Below are 14,084 nucleotides of genomic sequence, written 5' to 3'. Positions count from 1 at the left end.
GCGCCGGCCGGGTCAGTCGACCCAGCCGCTGATCTCGCCGTGGGTGAAAGGTCCGACCTTCTGCCGCGCGATGCGGCCGTCGGCATCCACCAGCACGGTGTATGGCAGCACGCCTTTCGCATTGCCCAGCCACACACTCGCGTCGGACGGGCCGGGCGTATCCAGCACGATCGGGTAGCGCACCGGCACCTGCGCGGTGAAACCGCGCACGCCTTCGGGCGTGTCGAGCGCGAGGCCGATCACCTGCACGCCGTCTTCGCCCTGCGTCGCGGCGAAACGGTCGAGCTCCGGCATCTCTTCGATGCACGGCCCGCACCAGCTCGCCCACACGTTGATCAGCAGTCGCTTGCCGGCGTAGCGCGTGCGCAGGTCGACCACGGCGCCGTCCAGTCCGGGCAGCGCGATCGCCGGCATCGGATCGCCGATGCGCGCGGGGGTGACGCCGGCCGGTGGTGCGGGCGCCGTGGCGTTCGTGGCCGCATGCAGGGCGCGTTCGCCCACCTGCGTGCGCCAGAAAGGATTGCCGTTGAACCACAGGCTGGCCAGCAGGCCGAGGCCGCCGGCGGCGAGCGCCACCAGCAGCACGCGCGAGGTCGTCGCCTTCATCGTGCGGCGCGCTCGAAAGCCTGGCGCATGCCGTCCTGCGTGAGCACCGTCGGCAGTACTTCGCCGGCACCGCCGCCACGCGGATACATCACGTACAGCGGCACGCCGACGGCGCCGTGTTCTTCGAGGAAGGCCGTGATCGCCGGGTCCACGTTCGTCCAGTCGCCCGTCATCATCACGGCGTCGTGGGTCGTGAGGAGCTCGCGGAACGCGGGCGTGTTGAGCACCGTCTTCTCGTTGGCCTTGCAGGTGACGCACCAGTCGGCCGTCATGTCGACGAAGACGATGCGGCCTTCGGCGCGCAAGGTGCCCAGGGCTTCGGCGGAATAGGCCACATGATCCTCGCCGCGTGTCGCGATCGACGATGCTTTCGGCATGCGGTGCGCGACCACCAGGGGCAGCACCGATGCCGCCACCAGCAATCCGGCCAGCACGCGTTGCAGCGGCGCGGTACGCAGCCGCAGGCGCTGCCACCACCACAGGCCTAGCGCGAGCACCACCAGCCCCACCAATGCGAGGCCGACCGCGTCGACGCCGCGCTGGTTGCCCAGCACCCACAGCAGCCAGGCCGCCGTGAGGTACATCGGGAACGCGAGCACCTGCTTGAGCGTCTCCATCCACGGGCCCGGCCGCGGCAGACGGTTGGCCAGCGCCGGCACGAAACCGATCAGCAGGAACGGCAGCGCCAGGCCGAGGCCGAGCATCGCGAACACCAGCAAGCCCAGCACGCCCGGCGCGGTGAAGGCATACGCAAGCGCCACGCCCATGAACGGTGCGGTGCACGGGCTGGCCACCACCACCGCCAACACGCCGGTGAAGAAGTCGCCGGCCGGACCGCTGCGCGTCGCCAGTCCGTGGCCTGCACCCGCGAGGCGATGGCCCACCGTGAACACGCCCGACAGGCTCATGCCCACGGCGAACATCACGTAGGCCAGCACGCCGACGACCCAGGGCTGCTGCAACTGGAAGCCCCAGCCCAGTGCCTGGCCCGCGTAGCGCAACGCGATCGCGAGCGCGCCCACCGCGACGAAACTGGCCAGCACGCCGGCCGTGTACCAGAGCGCGCGACGGCGCGCGTCGTTGCCGCTGCGACCGCTCTCGGCCAGCGACAAGGCCTTGAGCGAGAGGATCGGCAGCACGCACGGCATCAGGTTGAGCACCAAGCCGCCGAGCAGCGCGAACGCGAAGGCGGTCAGCAGCGAGATGGACCCGTAGCCTTTGACGTTGGCAATCACGTTCTTGGGCGGACGCGTGCGCTCGACATCGGTGGCCGTGTCGGCCATCTTCCCGGCCGTCGTCGTCTCTGCGGGCGCATCGACAGGCGTGGCCACGGGTGCCACGACGGCGGGCGCTTCGCTCACGACCGCATCCGCCGGCGTCACCGTGCCGGCGGGAATCGCGAGCTTCACCCGGCGCGTCATCGGCGGATAGCAGATGCCGTCGGTCTGGCAGCCCTGGAACGTCACCCGCAGCGTCGCGTTGAGTGCGTTGGCGCGATCGCGCTTCAACGGCACCGGCACCTCGGCCTGATCGAAGTACACGGTGACGTCGCCGAAATGCTCATCGCGGTGCGCCTTGCCCTTCGGCCAGCGCGGCGCCTGCAGCGAGACGCCCTGCGCGCCTTCCAGCGCCATCGAGGTGCGGTCGCGGTAGACGTAGTAGCCGCGCGCCGGGGTGAAGCGCAGCAGCAACCGGTCGCCGTCGAAGGCGATCGCTTCGAACGCGAACGCCTGCTCGGCCGGCAGCGGCAACGCCTCCACACCGGTCTGCGTCTTCTGTCCCAGCAGGCTGCCACCGGCCGCACCCGCGCCCAGCGGCACGAAGGCCTCAGCGTCGGCCTCGGCAGGCGGCAGCGCGACCTTCAGCGTGCGTGTCTGTGGCGGATAGCAGATGCCGGCATCCGCGCAGCCCTGGTACTTGATCTTCAGACTGACGCTGTCGGTGCCGGGCGCGGGTCGGCCGGGTAGGGTGGCGACCAGTTCGCCGCGGTAGGTCTCGACATCGCCGAAGAATTCGTCGCGGTAGGCCTTGCCCTTAGGCAACTGCAGGGGCTGCGCGGCGAAGCCGGGGTCGGCGTCCACGCCGGTCCGGTGCCGGTACAGGTAGTAGCCCTCGGTGATCTTCCAGCGCACCTCGATGCGGTCGCGCGTCGGCGCGCTGACCGTCAGCACGAAGGCATCGTCCACCGGCAGCAGGTCGTCCTGGGTGATCGCGGCGGAGGCGGCGGGCGCCACCAGCACGGCCAGGGGCAGCAGCAGGCGGGCGAACAGGGTACGGATCGGCGTCATCGGGTCACTCGGGTCGGGCGTCGGCACGGGTTTCCGCGGCGACCCAGTCCAGGTAGGCGGGCAGGCCGGCGGCGGTTTCGACCGCCAGGATCTCCGGCAGTTCATACGGATGCAGTTCGGCCAGCCGGGCCATCAGGGCCTCGCGCCGGTCGGTGGAGGTCTTGGCCAGCAGCTGGACCTCCGTGGCCTGTTCCACCCGGTCCTGCCAGCGGTAGGTCGAGACCACGCCAGGCAGCAGGCTGACGCACGCCGCCAGGCGCTCCTCGACCAGGGTCCGCGCCAGCCGCTGGGCGGTATCGGCGTCCGGGCAGGTCGACAGGATCAGGAAGACAGGCATGGGCCGCCGATTATTGCAGACCCGCCCGGCCGGCCCCTGCGACAAAGATGCGCACCCGCCCTTGAACGCCGTTCGGCGCCCCCCATATCCCCTGCATCCCGGCCTGGCCGGGTTTTTGTACCCGTGGCGTTGGCACTCCCCTGAGTCGAGTGCTAACATCTCCGCCCCTTTCCCAGTCCAATCAATCACTTAAGAGGGTTGACATGAGCAACATCAAGCCGCTGTACGACCGCCTGGTGGTCAAGCCGATCGAAGCCGAAGAAACCTCGCTCGGCGGCATCATCATTCCCGACGCTGCCAAGGAAAAGCCCACCAAGGGTGAAGTCATCGCCGTCGGCGAAGGCAAGTTCGTCGAAGCCACCGGCGGCGTGCGCGCCCCGAAGGTCAAGGTCGGCGACAAGGTCATCTACGGCCAGTACTCCGGTTCCGCCTACAAGCAGGACGGCATCGAGTACAAGATCATCAAGGAAGACGACGTCCTCGCGATCCTCGGCTGATCGCGCGCGGCGGCCCTGCGCCGCCGCCCACGTCACCGCAATCCTCTTTGATGCGGGCCCCGCGCCCGTCTCACGAACCACTCTCAATATTCCTGGAGTTGCACATGGCAGCCAAAGATATCCGTTTCGGTGAAGACGCCCGTACGCGCATGGTGCGCGGCGTGAACATCCTCGCCAATGCCGTCAAGGCCACCCTCGGCCCGAAGGGCCGCAACGTCGTGCTCGAGAAGAGCTTCGGCGCCCCGACGATCACCAAGGACGGCGTCTCCGTCGCCAAGGAAATCGAACTGGCCGACAAGTTCGAGAACATGGGCGCGCAGATGGTCAAGGAAGTCGCTTCCAAGACCTCCGACAACGCCGGTGACGGCACCACCACCGCCACCGTGCTGGCGCAGGCGTTCATCCGCGAAGGCTCCAAGGCCGTCGCCGCCGGCATGAACCCGATGGACCTGAAGCGCGGCATCGACCAGGCCGTGAAGGCCGCCGTCGAAGAGCTGAAGAAGCTCTCCAAGCCGACCGCCGACGACAAGGCGATCGCCCAGGTCGGCACCATCTCGGCCAACTCCGACAGCAACATCGGCGACATCATCGCCGAGGCCATGAAGAAGGTCGGCAAGGAAGGCGTGATCACGGTTGAAGAAGGCTCGGGCCTGGAGAACGAACTCGACGTCGTCGAGGGCATGCAGTTCGACCGCGGCTACCTGTCGCCGTACTTCATCAACAACCAGCAGTCGCAGCAGGTCGAATTCGACGACCCCTTCATCCTGATCCACGACAAGAAGGTCTCCAACGTCCGCGAACTGCTGCCGGTGCTGGAAGGCGTCGCCAAGGCCGGCAAGCCGCTGCTGATCGTGGCCGAAGAAGTGGAAGGCGAAGCCCTCGCCACGCTGGTGGTCAACACCATCCGCGGCATCGTCAAGGTCGCCGCCGTCAAGGCGCCGGGCTTCGGTGACCGCCGCAAGGCCATCCTGGAAGACATCGCCACGCTGACCAACGGCACGGTGATCTCCGAGGAAGTCGGCCTGCAGCTCGAGAAGGCCACTATCAACGACCTGGGTCGTGCGAAGAAGGTCGTGATCTCGAAGGAGAACACCACCATCATCGACGGCGCCGGCGATGCCGAGCGCATCCAGTCGCGCATCAAGCAGATCAAGGCGCAGATCGAAGAGACCTCTTCGGACTACGACCGCGAGAAGCTGCAGGAACGCGTGGCCAAGCTGGCCGGCGGCGTGGCCGTGATCAAGGTCGGTGCCTCGACCGAAATCGAAATGAAGGAAAAGAAGGCCCGCGTCGAAGACGCCCTGCACGCCACGCGTGCAGCGGTGGAAGAAGGCGTGGTCCCGGGCGGCGGCGTCGCGCTGATCCGCGCGCTGCAGACCATCGGCACCCTGAAGGGCGCCAACGAAGACCAGAACCATGGCATCCAGATCGCCCTGCGCGCGATGGAAGCCCCGCTGCGCGAGATCGTCACCAACGCCGGCGAAGAGCCGTCGGTGATCGTCAACCGCGTCAAGGACGGTTCGGGCAACTTCGGCTACAACGCCGCCAACGGCGAGTTCGGCGACATGATCGAGTTCGGTATCCTGGACCCGACCAAGGTCACGCGCTCCGCGCTGCAGAACGCCGCCTCGATCGCGGGCCTGATGATCACCACCGAAGCGATGGTGGCCGAGGCTCCGAAGAAGGACGAGCCGGCGATGCCGGCCGGCGGTGGCATGGGCGGCATGGGTGGCATGGACTTCTAAGTCCCCGCGTCCGGCTTCACCGTTCCAGGAAAGGCCCCGCAGCGATGCGGGGCCTTTCGTTTTCCGCGATATGCGCATCGCGACACCGCAACAAGCGTTCCCGCAAAGCCGCGCGCGGGACACCTTTCCGCCGGACCCGCTCCGTAGCGTACGACCTTCGGTGCTTAACGATGTTTTCACCGAACACGACGCGAACGACAGCCATCGAGGAGAGGGATTCAGATGAAACGACATGCATTGCGCGACGCGATCCGCGTCGCCCTGGTCGCGTGCGCGGCCACCGCGGCGGCGGCCCACGCGCAGGAGGCGCCGGCGCCTTCCGGCACGGCGCCCACCACCCTGGACCGCATCGAGGTGACCGGTTCGCGCATCCGCCAGGTGGATGTGGAGACCGCTGCGCCGGTGCTGGTGATCTCGCGCGAGGACATCCAGAAGCAGGGCTTCAATTCCGTCGCCGACATCCTGCAGAACATCACCAGCGCGGGCAGTCCGGCGGTGAGCCGGATCACGCCGCTGGCCGCGGGCGAGGCGGTGGGCGGTGCGTACATCGATCTGCGCAACCTCGGCCCCAACCGCACCCTGGTGCTGGTCAACGGGAAGCGGCTGGGCATCACCACCGGCGGCTTCCAGGATCTCTCGCAGATCCCGGCGGCGATGATCGAACGGATCGAGGTGCTGAAGGACGGCGCATCCACGCTGTACGGCTCCGATGCGATCGCCGGCGTCGTCAACCTGATCACCCGGCGCAACATGGATGGCATGCAGGCCAGCGTCTACGGCGGCCAGTACGCGCAGGGCGACGGCCAGCGCACGGTCCTGGACCTGATCGCCGGTTTCAGCGGCGACCGCGGCTCGGTGACCGTCGGCGCGGAGTACACGGAGGAGGATCCGGTGTGGGCCACGGACCGCTGGTTTTCGGCGAACCGCTTCCCGATGGGCGAAGGCCGGGCACCGAGGCCGGGCGGAGAAAGCGGAACCACGCAGTACGGCCGCCTGATCGTCCCGGGGCGCGGCAACTTCACGCTGCGGCGCGAGACGCCCGGACTCGATCCGCGCGACCTGGACAGCTACCGCGCGCTGGACGATACCGATTTCTCGCTGCCGGTCCAGCAGTCCACGCTGCTGGCGGGCATCGAACGCAAGTCCGTATTCGTCAACCTCGACTACGCGCTCAGCGACCGCCTCCGCTTCGCCGGCGACATGCTCTACACGGACCGCGCCTCGTTCTCGCGCAATGCGGGCTATCCGTACTCATCGCAGGCGTTCGACACGCCGATGTCGATCGACAGCTACTACAACCCCGTCGGCAACCAGAGTGGGGACGCGGATCCCACCGCCGTGCACTTCACCCGCCGCGGCTGGGAAGTGCCGCGCGAGAACCGGCTTTCGCTCAGCACCTATCGCTTCAGCGGCACGCTGTCGGGGTACTTCGACCTGGCCGGGCGCAGCTGGGACTGGGATGTGGGCTACCTCTACAACCAGAACAAGGGCGTGCAGGTCGGCACCGGCAACCTCAATCTGGCCGCGGTGCGCATGGCGGTGGGGCCTTCGTTCCTCAACAGCCAGGGCGTGGTCCAGTGCGGGACACCGGACAACCCGATCCCGCTCGGTACCAGCCAGGGCGAATGCACGCCATGGAACCCGCTCCTTCCGTTCGGGTACGGCGGCCCGGGCGACGGCTCGGCGACGGATCCGGCGGTCAGGCAGTTCATCTTCCCGGTCGGCCAGGCCGTCTCGATGACGAAGACCCAGGACTATTTCGCCAACATCACCGGCACGCTGGCGACGCTGCCCGCCGGCGACCTGGCGATCGCGCTGGGCGTGGAGCACCGCAAGGAGTACGGCGAGTTCTCGCCCGACGCGTTGGCCCAGTCGGGCGGCTCCACCGATCTCGCCGCCGGGCCGACGGCGGGCGGTTACAGCCTCGACGAGATCTATGCCGAGGTGCAGGTGCCGCTGCTGTCCGGCATGCCGCTGGCCCGCGAGCTGACGCTCAGCGCGGCGACGCGCTATTCGGACTACGACACGTTCGGCGACACCACCAACAGCAAGCTGGGGCTGAAATGGAAGCCCGTCGATTCGCTGCTGGTCCGCAGCACCTGGGCCGAAGGCTTCCGCGCGCCGGATGTCAGCAATCTGTACGGCGGCGCCTCGCAGACGTTCTCGTTCTACACGGATCCGTGCGACACCTCGTTCGGCGCGGCGCGCGGCAACGCGCGCTGCCTGCAGGACGTACCGGTCGACTTCCGGCAGCCCGCCAACGACGCCGACGGCATCGCCAACGGGCCGGGCACGCAGTCGCCGATCCCCTTCGTGGCGGGTTCGAATCCGGATCTGACCCCGGAAACCTCCGAATCGGTGACGCTGGGCGTGGTGTTTAGTCCCTCGTTCGCGCCGGGCCTGAACGTGTCGCTGGACTGGTGGACGATCCGCATCGAGAACACGATCGTGGCCGACACCGAGACGCAGGTGCTGGACGATTGCTACCTGCGGGGGATCGAGGCGCGTTGCGACGCGTCGACGGGTTCGCGCTTCGAACGCGATGCGGCGACCGGCGAGATCCTGTCGTTCATCACCACGCCGATCAACGTGGGCCATGTCGAGACCGAAGGGTTCGACTTCGACGTCAACTATCGCCGTGCGACTCCGTGGGGCACCTTCAGCGCAAGCTGGCTGAGTACGTACATCAGCAAGCTGGAGCTCAAGACCGACGCGCTCGAGGACAATCCGCCGCAGCAGTTGAATGGCCTGTCGATCGGCACAGGCGCGAACTTCCGTCTGCGTTCGAACCTCAACCTCGGGTGGGAGCACGGAAGCTGGGGCGCCTCCTGGGGCATGCGGTACTACTCGGGGCTCAAGGAGCGCTGTTCCTTCGACGACATCTGCAGCCTGCCCGACTACAGCGCGCCATGGACGGGAGGCGAGGTCCTGCGGATGCACGAGCGCCCTTCGACGACCTTCCATGACGTGCAGGTCCGCTACCAGGCACCCTGGAATGCGACGATCTCGCTCGGCGCCAACAATGTGTTCGAGCGCTACGGGCCGCCGATGTATTCGCAGCCGAGCTCCGGCTACTCGTACTACGGCGGTTACGACATCGGACGGTTCGTCTACCTGAAGTACCAGCAGAAGTTCTGAGCCGCCCGCAGCGGTCCCGCCGGCCGCGTCCGCGAGGGCGCGGCCTTTCCATGCCGCAAAAAAAAGCGCACCGGGGAGAGAGACCCGGTGCGCAGTCGTGTGCGATGCATGTTGTGCCGCCAGTCTCGCCCGATGCGCGCAGGGGGCGATGTCCGTCGTCGCGGTGCGCGGGTACGTCTATCGCGCTTTGGGGATGGCTCAGCGGGCGCCGCCCACGGTACGGAAGCGGGTCGCGGTGACCCCGGTCGCGCGCTTGAACGAACGCGAGAACGCATGCCGGCTCTCGTAGCCGACGCGGGCGGCGATCTCGCAGATCGCCAGGCGGCCGTCCTGGATCAGCGCGCACGCGCGCAGCAGGCGGGTCTGGGTGAGCAGGTCGTGCGGCGTCATTCCGAACACATCGCGGAACGAACGCAGGAAGTGCGAAGGCGAGTAGCGCGCCGCCTCGGCCAGTGCGCGCAGGTCGTGCGCATCGAAAGGCGCATTGAGGATACGGTTGCGCGCCGTCAGCAGGCGCGCGACGACGGCGCGTCGATGCCGTTCGCTGCGACCGTAGGCGCGCTCCACCCAGTCCGCCGCGCGGGACTGCGCATCGCGCGCGGCCAGGACCAGGCCGGCCAGCTCGCCCCCCGATTCCCTGTCGCAGGGATGCGGCGCGGAGTGCAGCAGCGTCGACAGCCTTTGCAGCATCGGGCGGTCCATCGGCAATGCGGCGGGCAGCAGCAGGGGTGATGCCAGGCCCAGGCGCTCCGTCGGATCCGACAGGGCCTGTGCCCAGCGCACGGGGACATGCACGAGCACCCAGTCGGCGCCCGGACCGGCGAGCAGGCGCCGCGGCGCATCGCCCGGCAAGGCGAGGAACCGGCGCCCGGCGAGACGGAACACGCCATCGTCCGTCTCGACCTCCACGGTGCCCCGCAGGACGATGACGAGGGTGCATCCGCTGCGCGGCAGTGGTGCATGCATCCCGCGGCCGCCGCGCAGGCAGAGGCCCGCCAGGTCGTCGCCGGCATCGTCGCCGGAGAGCCGGCGCGCGTGGCGGAACCGGACGACGCAGGCGGGCGCAGCGCCGTCGCGGCGGCGACGCGGCGCCGGCATCACGTCAGCCGAGACCGTAGGGAAGGTTCGGCGACGACACCACCCTGTCGCCGATCGCTTCGCCCTTCAGGAAACGCACGCAGTCCTTCAGGACCGTCGGATCGTTCAGTACGCCATGGTGGCCGAGGTCGAGCGTGGTCAGCAGCCGCGCAGCGGTCAGGTGGCGGGCGAAGCGCTCGCCTTCGTCCCACGGCACCTCGTCGTCCAGCAGGTCGTGCACGACCAGCACCGGGATACCGATTGCGGGCGCGATGCGATGCGCCTGCAGCGCATCCAGGCCCTGGCCGATGCGGGATTCGAGCAGCGCCAGCATGCGTGCGCCGACGCGCGGCCCCATGCCGGAACGATCGACGAAGCGCTGCAGCGCGGCGCGCGGGTCGGCCTGCGCGGAGACGAGGATCGCGCGCTTCGCACGCAGGCCCTGGTGCAGCGCGAGCATGACCGACATGGCGCCGAGTGAGTGGCCGATGACCGCGGCCGCTTCGCCGCAGCGACGGCCCACTTCAAGCATGTCGCCGGTGGTTTCCAGCAGTGTGGATGTCTGCGTGGCGACCGTTCGGCCCTCACGTGCGAAGGCCACGACCGCATACCCCTGCGCGGTCAGGGCACGCACCCAGCCCGCCATCGCGTCGCGTCCCGTCGCATCGAGCGGCGGCAGCAGCACGTAGGGTTGGCGGCGCGGATCGCCCCAGCACACCATCTGCACGCGCCGGCCACGCAACGCCAGCGTTTCCCGGTGTTCCGGGCAGCCTTCGATGCCACGGGGACAGCCGGCGAAGGCGGTTTCGTCATCGAGCCGCAGCAGTCCCCGGCGCGCCGCATGGCGGGGCGCCAGCAGCCCGGCCAGGCGTTGCACGGCACGCGTCCAGCGGCGCGGCGCGGCCGCCGGCGGAGGTGTGCTTTCGGGATCGTTTCGGCGTGCGACGGCGACGGAGGGGGCGGAAGCGTCGGCAAGCGTTTCGGCGGTTGGCGCGGCGTGGCGGGAAAGCAACATGGGAAGTCCGGTCTCTGCTTGGGGTCCACAGAAACGAGCGCTTTCCGGCGATGCCCACTGACACGCGCCGCGTGATGGTTCAGGGGGCGTTGGTCATCGTGACGGTTGCGGGCGCTACCAATGCGCGGCGCGCAGGATGCGTTCTGGGGATCTCCATGCGGTCGGCGAACGCGATGCCGTCGCGGCGCGCGCGCGCCGCGGCCGCAGGGTCGCCCACGCGCTCGTACAGGTGCGCCAGCGTGGCGTACCAGGCGATCAGGTCGTGCGGGAACGCGCGCGGGCGCGCGCTGATCTGCAGCGCCTGCCGGATCATCGAGATGGCGCGCGCATCCTCGCCTTGTCGCGCGTGCGCCAGGGCACGCACGTACAACGCGGTGGCCGACAGATACGGCTCCTTCAGCGCACCGGCCCGCCGCTGCAGATCGATGGCGTCCTCGCGCAGGTCGCGATGCAATCCTGCCACCAGCTGCAGGCGCATGACACGCAACTCGGCATCGAGCCGCTGTTCGTGCGTGGGCGGCAGTACCTTGTCGAGTTGCGCGCGCGCCTCGTCGGCGAGCGCCCGCGCGCCCCCCAGGTCGCCGCGCAGTTCCTGGATGCGGGACAGCTTCGCCAGCGAGAAGCCGATACCGGGCGCACGCTCGCGGCCGATCGCATGCTCGATGTCGAGCGCTTCGCGCAACAGCCGCTCGGCCTCGTCCAGGCGGCCGAGCGCCAGGTAGACGCTGCCGAGGTTGTGCACGCGCGGGGCCACGTCCGCATTCGGTCCGCGATAGATGCGGCGGGCGATGGCGACCGCTTCCTGCAGCGGGGCTTCGGCCTCGGACATCCGGCCCGCGGCCATCAGGGCGATGCCGTAGTTGCTGAGCCGCCGCGACGTCTCGGGGTGCTCGTCGCCGTACGCTGCGCGCGTCAACGTCAGCGCATGCCGTTGCCAACGCACCGCCTGGCCCGGTTGGTGCGCGCGCGTGTAGGCGGTACCGAGCGCGCCGTAGCTGCGGACCAGGCGCGGGTCGCGGGGTGTCAGCCGCGCCTGCTGGATGCGGATCGCGGTCAGGTGGTCGGCGATGGCCGCCTGATGCTCGTCGACTTCGCTGTGGACGATCGCGCGGCGATGGTAGGTCAGCGCCGCGGCGAGCCCCTGCGGATCGACGCCACGCTGGACGGCGAGCGCTTCGTTCAACAGCGCGAGTGCCGCCGGGTAGTCCTTCTCGCTGGAGGCGAGCTGTCCCTGCTGGCTGAGCGCCATCCCCAGCGCGGCATGATCGCGCGCGGGGAGGGTGCGCGCCGTGGCGACGGCGCTTGCCAGCAGCGGACGCGCGTCGTCGTACCGGGACATTTCGTCGTAGATGCGCGCGATGACCACCAGCATCTCCACCTGCAGGGCCGGCGTCGCGACCAGGTCGGTGCGTGCGCGCTGGGCACCGCGCTGCAGCAGCGTGGCGGTATCCGGCAGCGTGCTGCGCGGCCCCTTAGGCACTTCGTTCTCGAACAACTGCACCAGCAGGTCGCGCACGGCATTCGCACGCTGCGCTTCGTGGCGTGCACGCCAGGCCTGCTCCTGCGCTTCCGCGGCGGCCAGGCGTGCCGTATGCGCCTGCCACAGCGCCGCCGACAGGCTGGCAAGCACGGCGGCCATCAGCAGGGTGGCGACGGCGACGCCACCGCGATGGCGTCGGGCGAACAGGCGCATGCGGTGGAGCGGCGAAGGCGCACGCGCACGGACCGGCTCGTGGCGCAGATGGTGTTCGAGATCGTCGGCCAGGTCGCCCGCCGACGCGTATCGGTGGGCGGGATCGGTGGCGGTCGCCTTCGCCAGGATGGCGCCCAGATCACCCTTCGCTGCGGTGCGCGGGTCGAGGGTTTCGCCGGGGCGTTCGCCGCTGAGCAGCTCGTGCATCAGCACGCCCAGCGCGTATACGTCCGTGGCCGTGGTCACCGCAGCGCCGGTGTACTGCTCGGGCGCGGCGTATCCGGGCGTCAGGCCGATGGCCGCGGCTCCCTCGCCATCGCCGGTGGCATCGATCAGGCGCGCCACGCCGAAATCCAGCAGGCGGGGCGCGCCTTCGCTCGTCACCAGGATGTTGGAAGGTTTGAGGTCGCAGTGGACGACCAGTTGCCGGTGCGCGGCCTCGACCGCCCGGCAGACATCGCACAGCAGCTTCAGTCGCGCGCCCAGCGCCAGGTCATGCACGTCCGCATGGCGGGTGATGGGCAGCCCGTCCACATGATCCATGACCAGATAAGGCACGCCTTCGTCGGTCACGCCGCCGTCGATCAGGCGTGCGATGGCCGGGTGTGCGAGCGCGGCCAGCGTCTGCCGTTCGCGCCGGAACAGTTGCTGCTGCAGTTCGGAGTACGGTCCGCGCCGCAAGAGCTTGACCGCGACCCGTTGCTGGAAATCGACGTCTTCGCGTTCGGCGAGGAACACGCTGGCCATGCCGCCCTGGCCGAGCGGACTGATCAGCCTGAAGGCGCCGATGCGCTCGCCGATCCACGCGTGCGGCGGGCGCGCATCGTCCGCCTTCATCGCCTCGATCAGCGCGGCGACGGGGGTGTCGAGCAGGACGGGTTCGGTGCGCGCGTGCGCGGCGAGCAGCGCTTCCAGGTGGCGACGGTCGGTCGGGTCGGGGCAGTGCTGGTCCATCCAGTCGCGACGTGCCTCCGCAGGCAGGTCCACGACCGCATCGAACGACTGGCGCAGGGAAGGCATGGCGTGTGTCTGCGGGAAAGGGTCTGCCATCAAGCGTCTTTCGGGGCCCGACCCTGACATGCCGGCGCGCTTACGCGGCCAGCTGGGCTCCGAGGAACGCCCGCGCGTACTGCCAGTCGCGATAGACGGTGCGCACGCTCAGTTCACAGAGTTCGGCGATGCGCTCCAGCGGCAGCCCGGCGAAGTAATGCAGTTCGACCACCTCGGCGGCGCGCGCATCGTCCAGCGCCAGGCGACGCAGCGCCTGGTCCAGCTCCAGTGCGTGCTGGGGGTCGATCGTCACCTGCCCGGCCAGCGTGTCCCGGTAGTCGGTGCGGCGCAGGTCGCCTCCGTGCTTGATGCGTGCGCGCTCGCGCGCACGGTCGACCAGCATGTGCCGCATGGCGCGCGCCGCATACGCGTAGAACTGCCGGGTGTGGGTGAACTGCGGTTGCTGGTGGCTCATCTGCAGGTACAGCTCGTGCACCAGCGCCGTGGTGTCCAGCGTGGCGCCGTCGCGGGGGAACCGTTGCTTGTGCGCCAGCCGGCGCAGTTCCTGGTAGACCTCGCCGAACATGTCGTCCAGCGGGCGGGGAGAAGCGTCGTTCGGGGGCATGACGGTCCGGTCGGGGCGAAGGAAGCGGTGGGTCGCTTCGCAACGACCGCATGAGGGACCAACGCGCAATGTC

10 protein-coding genes are annotated in these 14,084 nt (G+C 69.2%); 3 read left to right on the top strand and 7 right to left on the bottom strand.

What is annotated here, in order from left to right:
* Positions 1-12: 12 nt before the first annotated feature.
* Genes BLT45_RS15085 through cutA form a run of 3 tightly spaced genes read right to left on the bottom strand, consistent with a single transcriptional unit; the run spans position 13 to position 3,231 of the window.
* The gene (locus tag BLT45_RS15085; protein ID WP_093301710.1) at positions 13-606 is read right to left on the bottom strand and encodes a TlpA family protein disulfide reductase; all 594 of its coding nucleotides are present in this window, start codon (positions 604-606) and stop codon (positions 13-15) included.
* Positions 603-2,894, bottom strand: coding sequence for a protein-disulfide reductase DsbD family protein (locus tag BLT45_RS15080; protein WP_093301707.1), 2,292 nt, complete (start codon positions 2,892-2,894; stop codon positions 603-605). The genes BLT45_RS15085 and BLT45_RS15080 overlap by 4 nt, the downstream gene beginning before the upstream one ends.
* Positions 2,895-2,898: 4 nt before the next feature.
* The gene (gene cutA, locus BLT45_RS15075; RefSeq protein WP_093301705.1) at positions 2,899-3,231 is read right to left on the bottom strand and encodes a divalent-cation tolerance protein CutA; all 333 of its coding nucleotides are present in this window, start codon (positions 3,229-3,231) and stop codon (positions 2,899-2,901) included.
* 203 nt (positions 3,232-3,434) lie between these two features.
* Between cutA and BLT45_RS15070 the strand changes: the two genes are divergently transcribed.
* The 3 genes from BLT45_RS15070 (at position 3,435) to BLT45_RS15060 (ending at position 8,611) form a co-directional block, all read left to right on the top strand.
* Positions 3,435-3,728 carry a co-chaperone GroES gene (locus tag BLT45_RS15070; protein WP_093301702.1) on the top strand — a complete coding sequence of 98 codons (294 nt, stop codon included), beginning with the start codon at positions 3,435-3,437 and terminating at the stop codon, positions 3,726-3,728.
* Positions 3,729-3,832: 104 nt separating this feature from the next.
* Positions 3,833-5,473 (top strand): chaperonin GroEL, encoded by a 1,641-nt coding sequence (gene groL, locus BLT45_RS15065; protein ID WP_055939743.1) that lies wholly within the window; start codon positions 3,833-3,835, stop codon positions 5,471-5,473.
* Positions 5,474-5,689: 216 nt separating this feature from the next.
* On the top strand, positions 5,690-8,611 hold the full coding sequence (locus tag BLT45_RS15060; RefSeq protein WP_093301699.1) for a TonB-dependent receptor plug domain-containing protein: 2,922 nt from the start codon (positions 5,690-5,692) through the stop codon (positions 8,609-8,611).
* A gap of 198 nt (positions 8,612-8,809) precedes the next feature.
* Here the strand turns inward: BLT45_RS15060 and BLT45_RS15055 are convergent, their stop codons facing one another.
* The 4 genes from BLT45_RS15055 to BLT45_RS15040 all read right to left on the bottom strand — a co-directional run bounded on the left by BLT45_RS15055 (position 8,810) and on the right by BLT45_RS15040 (position 14,011).
* A complete protein-coding gene (locus BLT45_RS15055; RefSeq protein ID WP_093301697.1) occupies positions 8,810-9,709 on the bottom strand; it encodes a helix-turn-helix transcriptional regulator in 900 nt (299 codons plus the stop codon).
* A gap of 4 nt (positions 9,710-9,713) precedes the next feature.
* A complete protein-coding gene (locus tag BLT45_RS15050) occupies positions 9,714-10,703 on the bottom strand; it encodes an alpha/beta hydrolase (RefSeq protein ID WP_093301694.1) in 990 nt (329 codons plus the stop codon).
* A gap of 79 nt (positions 10,704-10,782) precedes the next feature.
* Entirely contained in the window at positions 10,783-13,416 is a 2,634-nt protein-coding gene (locus BLT45_RS15045; protein ID WP_175455866.1) for a tetratricopeptide repeat protein, read from the bottom strand.
* Positions 13,417-13,486: 70 nt separating this feature from the next.
* Positions 13,487-14,011: an ECF-type sigma factor gene (locus BLT45_RS15040; RefSeq protein ID WP_093301688.1), complete on the bottom strand. Its 525-nt coding sequence runs from the start codon at positions 14,009-14,011 to the stop codon at positions 13,487-13,489.
* Positions 14,012-14,084 lie beyond the last annotated feature (73 nt).

It is taken from the genome of Pseudoxanthomonas sp. CF385, assembly GCF_900104255.1.
In the GTDB taxonomy this organism is placed as follows: domain Bacteria; phylum Pseudomonadota; class Gammaproteobacteria; order Xanthomonadales; family Xanthomonadaceae; genus Pseudoxanthomonas_A.
Note: the sequence above shows the minus strand (reverse complement) of the source record. Positions and strands in the feature narration are given on the sequence as shown.

What these genes read in the sequence shown, in the direction of transcription:
- BLT45_RS15080 (WP_093301707.1), bottom strand. Translation starts at nt 2,894, where the DNA reads ATGACGCCGATCCGTACCCTGTTCGCCCGCCTGCTGCTGCCCCTGGCC.
- groL (WP_055939743.1), top strand. Translation starts at nt 3,833, where the DNA reads ATGGCAGCCAAAGATATCCGTTTCGGTGAAGACGCCCGTACGCGCATG.
- BLT45_RS15055 (WP_093301697.1), bottom strand. Translation starts at nt 9,709, where the DNA reads ATGCCGGCGCCGCGTCGCCGCCGCGACGGCGCTGCGCCCGCCTGCGTC.
- BLT45_RS15085 (WP_093301710.1), bottom strand. Translation starts at nt 606, where the DNA reads ATGAAGGCGACGACCTCGCGCGTGCTGCTGGTGGCGCTCGCCGCCGGC.
- cutA (WP_093301705.1), bottom strand. Translation starts at nt 3,231, where the DNA reads ATGCCTGTCTTCCTGATCCTGTCGACCTGCCCGGACGCCGATACCGCC.
- BLT45_RS15070 (WP_093301702.1), top strand. Translation starts at nt 3,435, where the DNA reads ATGAGCAACATCAAGCCGCTGTACGACCGCCTGGTGGTCAAGCCGATC.
- BLT45_RS15040 (WP_093301688.1), bottom strand. Translation starts at nt 14,011, where the DNA reads ATGCCCCCGAACGACGCTTCTCCCCGCCCGCTGGACGACATGTTCGGC.
- BLT45_RS15050 (WP_093301694.1), bottom strand. Translation starts at nt 10,703, where the DNA reads ATGTTGCTTTCCCGCCACGCCGCGCCAACCGCCGAAACGCTTGCCGAC.
- BLT45_RS15045 (WP_175455866.1), bottom strand. Translation starts at nt 13,416, where the DNA reads ATGCCTTCCCTGCGCCAGTCGTTCGATGCGGTCGTGGACCTGCCTGCG.